This is a genomic window from Plantactinospora endophytica, from assembly GCF_016862915.1.
GTDB classification, from domain to species: domain Bacteria; phylum Actinomycetota; class Actinomycetes; order Mycobacteriales; family Micromonosporaceae; genus Plantactinospora; species Plantactinospora endophytica.
The window spans coordinates 567,624-575,449 of record NZ_BONW01000016.1; the positions used below are offsets into that span (position 1 = coordinate 567,624).

The following is a 7,826-nucleotide window of genomic DNA, read 5'->3' on the forward strand; positions in this document are numbered from 1 at the left end:
CGCGCCCGCCGGGATCTCTCCGCTACCGGGCCTGCCAGCGCGGCGACCGCTTCTCGGCGAACGCCCGAGGACCCTCCCTGGCGTCCTCGCTGTGCAACCGGATCTCCTCACACGGGTACCGCGTGGCGAACGCCTGCTCCACGGACAGGTCGAGTGAGGTGAGCACCGCCTGCTTGACGGCGCGGACGGCCAGCGGTGCGCAGGTCAGCAGGTCGCCGACCCAGGAGCCGACACAGTCGTCCAACTCCGCCGCAGGCACGACCTCGTTGACCAGTCCCAGCTCGTAGGCGCGGCGCGCGCCGAGCTGCCGGCCGGTCATCAGGTGACCCAGCGCGGTGCGTACCGGAAGCTGGCGACTGAGCCGGAACACGCCGCCCGCACCCGCGATCAGGCCGAGCCGCGCCTCGGGAAGCCCGAAACGGGCGTCGTCCGCAGCGATGATCAGATCGCACGCCAGGGCGAGTTCGAACCCGCCGCCCAGGGCGTAGCCGCGTACCCGGGCGACCAGCGGCTTGGTCAGGCCGAACCGTTCGGTCAGCCGGGGCCAGCCCGGTTTGCCTCGGCTGCCGAAGGTCGACGGCTTCGCCACGCCGGCGTCCTCGCGGGCCGCCAACTCCTTGAGGTCCTGCCCCACCGAGAACGCGCGGTCGCCCGAGCCGGTGAGTACGCCGACCCAGATCTCGTCGTCACGCTCGAAGTCGTCCCAGATCTCCGCGAGCTCCTCGTGCATCCGCAGGTTCATCGCGTTGAGCACCTCGGGGCGGTTCAGGGTGATCGTGGCCAGGTGCCCGGCCTTGCGGTACTCCACAGTGGTCGGCACCGGCGTCACCGCCTCAACCGGCGGCGGGCAGGGTCAGCCACTGCCATTGGGTGAACTCCTCGGTGTTACGCCCGATGCCGTGCCGGTGCCCGTTGCCGGACGCACCACGCCCCCCGAACGGGACGTACGCGTTGTCGTCGACGGTCGGGTCGTTGACGTGGACGATGCCGGTGGCCAGGCGGTCGGCCAGGGCGGCACCACGGGTTGCCGAGCCGGTGTACACCGACGCCACCAGGCCGTACTCGGTGAGGTTGGCGATCCGGACCGCCTCGTCCTCGTCGGCCACCACGATCACCGGCGCCACCGGACCGAAGATCTCCTCGCGGAAGGCGGGCAGCTCCGGCGTCACCCCGGTGAGTACGGTCGGCCGGTACATCAGCCCGTCGTGGCTGCCGCCCTCGCGCAGCATCGCACCGGCGGCGATCGACTCGCGTACGATCCGGTCGACCCGGTCCCGCTGCGCCAGGTCGATCAGCGGCCCCAGCCCGACCTGCTCGGTCCACGGGTCGCCGACGACGGCCTGCGCGGCGTGCCGACACAGCGCGTCCACGTAGCGGTCGGCGACCGCCTCGACGACGATGTGCCGGCCCGCCGACATGCAGACCTGCCCCTGGTGGAAGAAGGAACTCCAGGCGCCGGCCGACGCGGCCGCCACCACGTCGGCGTCGTCGAGGACCAACAGGGCGTTGTTGCCGCCCAGTTCGAGCGACACCCGCTTGAGGGCGCCGCCCGCCGTGGCTCCGATCTGCCGTCCGACGGCCGAGGAGCCGGTGAACGCGATCATGTCCGTGCCCGAATGGCGCACCAGGGCCTCACCCGCCTCCGGACCGCCGGCGAGCACGTGCAGTACGCCCTCGGGCAGGCCCGCCCGGTCGAACACGGCGGCCACCGCGTGCCCACCGGAGACCGCGGTGCGCGGGTCCGGCTTGAGGACGACGGCGTTGCCGAGCGCCAGCGCCGGGGCCACCGCCCGCAGCGCCAGCAGCAGCGGCACGTTCCAGGGACTGATGACGCCGACCGTGCCGACCGGGACCCGCCGCGCCACACTCCGCCGGCCGGCCGGGTCGGGCAGCAGTTCGCCGTGCGGGTACATCGGCAGGGTCGCGGCGGCCCACAACTCGTCGGCGGCGGACGCCACCTCGTACTCCGCCTTGCCCCGGACGGAGCCGCTCTCGCGGATCAGCCACTCCACCACCTCGCTGGTGTGCTCGACGAGCACCAGGGCGGCGCGGCGCAGCACGGCGGCCCGGTCGGGTGCCGGGAGGGCCTGCCACCCGGGCTGGGCGCGGGCTGCGGCGCGTACCGCGTCGTCGATGTCACCGGCGTCGCCGACTCCGACCTCGGCCAGGACCACGCCGGTCGCCGGCTCGACCACCTTCGTGCTGCCGCCGGCCGGCTCCCGCCAGCCGCCGCTGTACACCTTGCCGCCGGTGCGAGCGAGATCGATCAGGGTCACAACGTCTCCTGCGGTGGGAAGGTGTGGGGCCGGGTACGGGTGTCGGGCCTATCCGTGCCCGAGGATGGGTACGTCGATCAGCATCGGACGGCTGCGGTCCGGTGCACCGGTGATCAGGTCGACGAGCTCGTCGGTGTGCCCGACCCGGCGCGCGTCGATGCCGAAGAACGCCGCCGCTGCGGTGAAGTCGAGCGGCCCCAGGTCGAGGCCGGGGTAGTGGCCGGCATGCGTGGCGCGGCTGTCCCACCCGTCGAGGGTGTCCTTGAGCGTGCGGTACTCCCCGTTGTTCATCACCACGAACGTCACCGGTACGCCGTAGCGGGCGGCGCTCCACAGCCCCTGCAACCCGAACATGGCACACCCGTCCCCGAGTACGGCGACCACCGGGCGGCCCGGGTCGCCCAGCGCGGTGCCGACGGCGGCGCCGATGCCGAAGCCGAGCCCTCCGCCGACCGTGTGCACCAGTGAGCGGGGCCGCTCCAGCCGCAGGAAGCGGCGCAACAGCACCCCGGTCGTGATGGCCTCCTCGACCACCACCGCGTCGCCGGGCAGCGCGGACGCCACGGCGTGCGCGGCCGCCTCCGGGTCCAGCGGTGCCGGCCCGTACGCCTTCAGCGCGACGGTCTCCGCCGCGGCCCGCTGGCTGAGGTGCCGTTCCCGCAGCTCGGCGCAGCGCTGCCCAGTGTCGGGCTGGAGTTCCTGTAGCAGTTCGGCGATGCCGCGCAGGGTGGGCTCGATGGTGCCGACCAGGCCGAGTTCGACGGCGAAGTTGCGGCCGATCTCGGTGGGATCGGAGTCGATCTGCACCACCCGGGTGCCGGGTGCGATGGCGGGACCGGGGGAGTAGTGGTGCGGCATGAAGGCGTGGCACCCGACGATGAGGACCAGGTCGTGCGGGGCCAGCGTGTTGCGGATCTCGGCGTTGATCGGGGGTAGGGCGCCCGCGTACAGATCGTGCCGCATCGGGAAGTCGATGCCGTCGTGCATCGGCTGGTGGTAGACGACCGCGCCGATCGCCTCGGCTATCGCGACCAGCGCCTCGACGCCGCCTTCGCGCCCGACGCCGTCGCCCGCGACGATCGCCGGGTGCCGGGCCCGGGCCAGGATGCTGGTGGCGCTGGCCACCCCGGTGGCGGTGGGCTGTGCCGCGATCGGCGCGTCGAAGAGGCTGACGTCGGGTTGCTCGGCCAGCAGGTCCATCGGCACGGAGAGGAAGACCGGGCCGGCCGGCGGCAGGACGGCGAGCCGGAACGCGCGGCGCAGCATGACCGGCAGGTCCCGGGCGTGCTGGACGTCGAACGTCTCCTTGACCGCCGACCGGGCCAGTCCGACCAGGTTGCCGGAGAGCATCGGGTCCTGTGCCAGGTGCCGCCGGTCCTGCTGGCCGGCGGTGACGACCATCGGCGTACGGGACCGGCTCGCGTTGAGCAGACCCGAGAGGCCGTTGGCGAGTCCTGCCGCGATGTGCAGGCTCACGAACGCCGGGCGTCCGGTGGCCCGCGCGTAGCCGTCGGCCATCGCCACCACCGACCCCTCGTGGACGCCGAGCACGTACTCGATGTCCGGCTCCCCGACGAGCGCGTCCAGGAACGGCAACTCGGTGGTGCCCGGGTTGCCGAAGACGCGGGTGACACCCTCCTCGCGCAGGATCGTCAGCATCGCCTCGATGGGCCTCATCGGCGCTCTCCCGTGCTCCACCGGGCGCCGACCTTCGCCAGCACGTCCGGGCTGTACAACCGGTCGCCCTGCACGAGGGCGAACTCCGCCACAAACGTGCGGAACACGTCGACCGGCTCGTCGGCGAGGTTGAGCATGTGTCGGTTCGCGACGACGGCCGGGGCGGTCAGCCGCGCCGCCGCCCGGTCCGCGGCTGCTCCCACCTCGTCCGGGTCGACGATCTCCGCGCAGAGCAGGCGCGCTTCCGGTTCGACGGCGTGCAACCTGCGTCCGGTCAGGATGATGTCGCGGGCCAGCCGGGCGCCCACCCACCGCCCGAGCCGGAGGTTGGCCAGACCGGGCACGATGCCCTCCTGGGCGGCGGGCAGGGTGAAGTAGGCGTCGGCGCCGGCCACGACCTGGTCGCAGGCGAGCAGTACCTGCATTCCGCCGCCGATGGCGAACGTGTCGACGGCGGCGGCCCAGGGTTTCTCCGCCCAGCCGCCGTCCGCACCCGTCCACAGCCCCCGGACGATCTTGCTGAGATAGCCGAGTTCCCGGTCGAGCAGGAAGTCGATGTACGAGATCTTGCCCTCGTGCAGGTGCTTGAGATTGATGCCGGCGCTGAAGACGCGGCGTCCGGCGTACCGAGGATGGGTCATGGTCGTGCCGCGCAGCAGGCCGGCCCGGATCCCGTCGTCGAGCAGTACCAGGTCGACCGCGGTCTCCAGGTCGGCGGTGAGCTGGTCGTCCTCGGCGTTGAGGCAGTGCGCGTTGCACAGGGTGACTCGGCCGATGTCGCCGTCGCGTTCGAGTCGGACCGTGGCGAACTCGGCCACGCCACTGCGTCGGAAGTCGTCGAGCAGGGCCAGGGCGCGGGGCGTGGGCTGTCGCATGGCGTCGACGACGTGCCGTCCGACCGCCGGAACTCCCAGCAGTCCGTGCAGGAAGATGGCCTGGTCGATCTCCCGGGCCTCCTTGTGCGCCTGCCGGTGCGTACGCTCCTGCGCGAGCTGTTCCTTCGTGGGTACCAGGCCGGGAAAGCGGTCGGTCGCGGCTTCCGCGAGTTCGGCGATCCGCAGCCACCCGGTGCCGCCCTCGGTCAGTTCCGCGTGCACGGCCGGAGCGTGCGCCGCCATGAAGCGTGACCGTAACGACCGGCTGGACCGGTGCAGTCCGTCCGCGGCCTGCTGCTGCGCCGGTGTCCGGTCCGGGTTGGCGGGCAGTTCCGCCAGCCGGGCGTCGTCGGCGGCGGTATGCCGGCGTAGGGCGGCGGCGTCCGTGCGCAGGTCGCCGGTGATCCGCGGCGCACGCACCGGTGCGGCGGTAGCGGTCATGCGGGCTGGGTTCCCTTCATCCGCCGCAGCATCCGGTCGCAGGCCGCGAGATGGGTGCCGAGGGCGTCCTCGAAACTCACCGCGCTCGCCTCCATCAGCAGTCGTCGGCGGATCGCGAGCTCGCTGCCGGCCAGCTCGCGGGTTGCCGCCGTGCGTCGCGCCACGGCGTCGTCGAGATCCGAGGTGATCTCGTCGACCAGGCCCAGCCCGGCCGCCTCGGTGGCCGAGAGTTGCGTCCCGAAGAGCACCAGGCTGCGGGCGCGCGCCACCCCGACCTGGTTGGCGACGCGGTGCACGGCCATGCCGGGCCACGGCTCGCCGGTTCCTTGGACGAACCGCAGGCGCAGGTCCGGAGCCGCGATCCGGTAGTCGGCCGCGAGCAGCGCCTCCAGGGCCGGTCCCGCGCAGAGGCCCTCGGCGACGGCGATGGCGACGGCGTCCAGCCGTTCGAGCCGGCGCAGTGCCCGCTCCCACTTGTTGACCGTGTGGATGCTCAGCTCGGCGTCGGCGCCGCCCGGTTGCTCCCCGGTGAGCCGCAGGACCACCGTCGCGTCCGGTAGATCCTCGGCCCGGGCGCAGGCCCGTTCGACCTCCGCGATCAGCTCGGGGCCGATCCGCTGCCCGCTGCCGATCGACAGGTGTACGACCTGCCGCGTGCCGATCTCCGATATGTCCGTCAAAGTGCACCGCCTTCTCGGGTGTCGTCAGTGTCAGAAGGTGACCAGTGCGGTCCGGAGCCGTCTCGCCTCGACCGCCCTGCTTCGACCGGGAGACCCCCGATCCGTCCGAGCGGCGATCCCGCCCGTCACCCTCGCCGAAGCGCTGGAGCCGGCTCAGAACCGCAGCAGGGCCGACTCGATCGTCGACCCCGGGCCCATGGTCATCAGGACGCCGTACTCGCCGTGCTGGGTGACACCCTCTTCGAGCAGTCGACCGTAGGAGAACAGGAACGAGCCGCTGGAAAGGTTGCCGTAGTCGCGCAGCACCCCGGTCGTGTGCCGCAGCGCGTGACGGGTGAGACCGAGGTTGACCATCACCGAGTCGATGACCTTCTTGCCGCCCGAGTGCACGACCCAGTGGGCGATGTCGCTGCGGCGCAGGCCGGTACCGTCGAGCAGCCGGCCGATGACCTCCTCGGCGTGCGCGCCCACCACGTAGGGCACCTCGGGGTCGAGGAAGAAACTGAACTTGCCCTGCTGGTCGTCCCAGTCGTAGCGCATCGCGTCGACGGCCTCGGGGATGATGCAGCTCGCGAACTTGAGGACGGTGGGACCCGGTTCGAGTCCGGCCTCGTCGGTGATGAGGGCCGCGGCCGCCGCGCCGTCGCCGAAGAGACTGTTCACCACCGCGCTGCGCATGGTGCCGTCCATCACGTACGCGGCGGAGCACGCCTCGACGCAGACGATCAGCGCGAGCTGGCCCGGATGTGCGCTGGCCCAGCCCGCGACGGCGTTGAGGCCGTTGAGCCCGGCGTTGCAGCCCATGCCGACCACGTCGAGGCGGCTCGTCGTGACGCTGAGCCCCAACTCCTTGATGAGCAGGGCGCTGAAGCCGGGCGTCAGGAACCCGGTCGTGGTGATGCAGCACAGGTAGCCGACGTCGTCGAGTTCGTAGTCGGAGTCCTTGAGGCAGGAGAGGATCGCCCGCTTGCCCATGTCGATGCCGGTGAGCTTGTGCTTGCGGAGCAACTCGCCCTGGGTCTCGGTGGCCCGGGTGCCCTCCGGCAGCTCCGGGGGCAGGCTCAGGAAGCGCCGCTCGATCGCGCTGTTGTGGAAGACGGACCGGATTCGGCGGTCCGTGATCCCGTACATGTCCAGGATCTCCTGCTGCGAATACGAATCGGGCGGCACCGCAGCGCCCACGCTGACGATCTTCGGCGGGAGGTGTGCCCGGTCAGGGGTGAGGACCGGGGCGGGCGCAGGTAGCGTCATGAATCTTCTCCGCTTGAGAGAAATCCCGGTCGGGTCGTCCCGGGATATGAATGTCGCGCTGGCCGGCTGATCGGCGACGTCGCTGTCGGGGCGGCGCGTGCCGATTAGCGGATGGTGCCATGACAACACGTCGTCACCTGTGTTGGATAGCAGAACGGACCTAGTCAGGGGTAGTAGCCGAGACCCGGGCACGTTGTGCATTCGGCTCTACTTCGTTGGAAAATCGATCCAGGGGTACGTCAGGGGTGTCGGCTGTGGTGATCATCGGGTAGCGTGCCGGCCCTCCGTACGGGAAATGTTTCGCGGCGGTTTCTGCCCGCCCGGATAGGGGGTGGATCACCTCGGTAGGGGTGTCCGGTCTGGTGAGTGCCCGAATAGGTTCGGCACAGATTCGTGCGCGCATTCGGTGGCCACTGTGGTCGCTTCCTTCACCTGCCCCGGCTCGGGGAGCCGAGGTTCGTACGGCGGTGGGAAGCGGCCTTGCTCCATCCCGGCCCGGCCCGCACCCCCGGCCGGCCCGACGAGAACGGGAGATCCCATGACCACGTCAACCGAGCAGCTTGTCGAGGCACTGCGGGCGTCGCTGAAGGAGAACGACCGCATCCGCCAGGACAACAACCGGCTCG

Annotated in this window: 7 protein-coding genes; 1 reads left to right on the plus strand and 6 read right to left on the minus strand. The window is 71.5% G+C overall.

The window, feature by feature from the left end; genetic code table 11:
• Positions 1 to 22: 22 nt before the first annotated feature.
• The 6 genes from dpgD to dpgA all read right to left on the minus strand — a co-directional run bounded on the left by dpgD (position 23) and on the right by dpgA (position 7,200).
• Positions 23 to 820: an enoyl-CoA-hydratase DpgD gene (dpgD, locus tag Pen02_RS18355; RefSeq protein WP_203867265.1), complete on the minus strand. Its 798-nt coding sequence runs from the start codon at positions 818 to 820 to the stop codon at positions 23 to 25.
• A gap of 13 nt (positions 821 to 833) precedes the next feature.
• Positions 834 to 2,276, minus strand: coding sequence for an aldehyde dehydrogenase family protein (locus tag Pen02_RS18360; protein WP_203867266.1), 1,443 nt, complete (start codon positions 2,274 to 2,276; stop codon positions 834 to 836).
• A gap of 48 nt (positions 2,277 to 2,324) precedes the next feature.
• Positions 2,325 to 3,953 (minus strand): thiamine pyrophosphate-binding protein, encoded by a 1,629-nt coding sequence (locus Pen02_RS18365; protein WP_203867267.1) that lies wholly within the window; start codon positions 3,951 to 3,953, stop codon positions 2,325 to 2,327.
• Positions 3,950 to 5,269: a (3,5-dihydroxyphenyl)acetyl-CoA 1,2-dioxygenase DpgC gene (dpgC, locus tag Pen02_RS18370; protein ID WP_203867268.1), complete on the minus strand. Its 1,320-nt coding sequence runs from the start codon at positions 5,267 to 5,269 to the stop codon at positions 3,950 to 3,952. The genes Pen02_RS18365 and dpgC overlap by 4 nt, the downstream gene beginning before the upstream one ends.
• Positions 5,266 to 5,949: an enoyl-CoA-hydratase DpgB gene (gene dpgB, locus Pen02_RS18375; protein WP_203867269.1), complete on the minus strand. Its 684-nt coding sequence runs from the start codon at positions 5,947 to 5,949 to the stop codon at positions 5,266 to 5,268. The genes dpgC and dpgB overlap by 4 nt, the downstream gene beginning before the upstream one ends.
• 153 nt (positions 5,950 to 6,102) lie before the next feature.
• Positions 6,103 to 7,200: a 3,5-dihydroxyphenylacetyl-CoA synthase DpgA gene (dpgA, locus tag Pen02_RS18380; protein ID WP_203867270.1), complete on the minus strand. Its 1,098-nt coding sequence runs from the start codon at positions 7,198 to 7,200 to the stop codon at positions 6,103 to 6,105.
• Between the two features lie 538 nt (positions 7,201 to 7,738).
• Between dpgA and Pen02_RS42990 the strand changes: the two genes are divergently transcribed.
• The coding region (locus tag Pen02_RS42990) for a polyketide synthase docking domain-containing protein (RefSeq protein WP_372445622.1) at positions 7,739 to 7,826 on the plus strand (88 nt) is incomplete at its 3' end.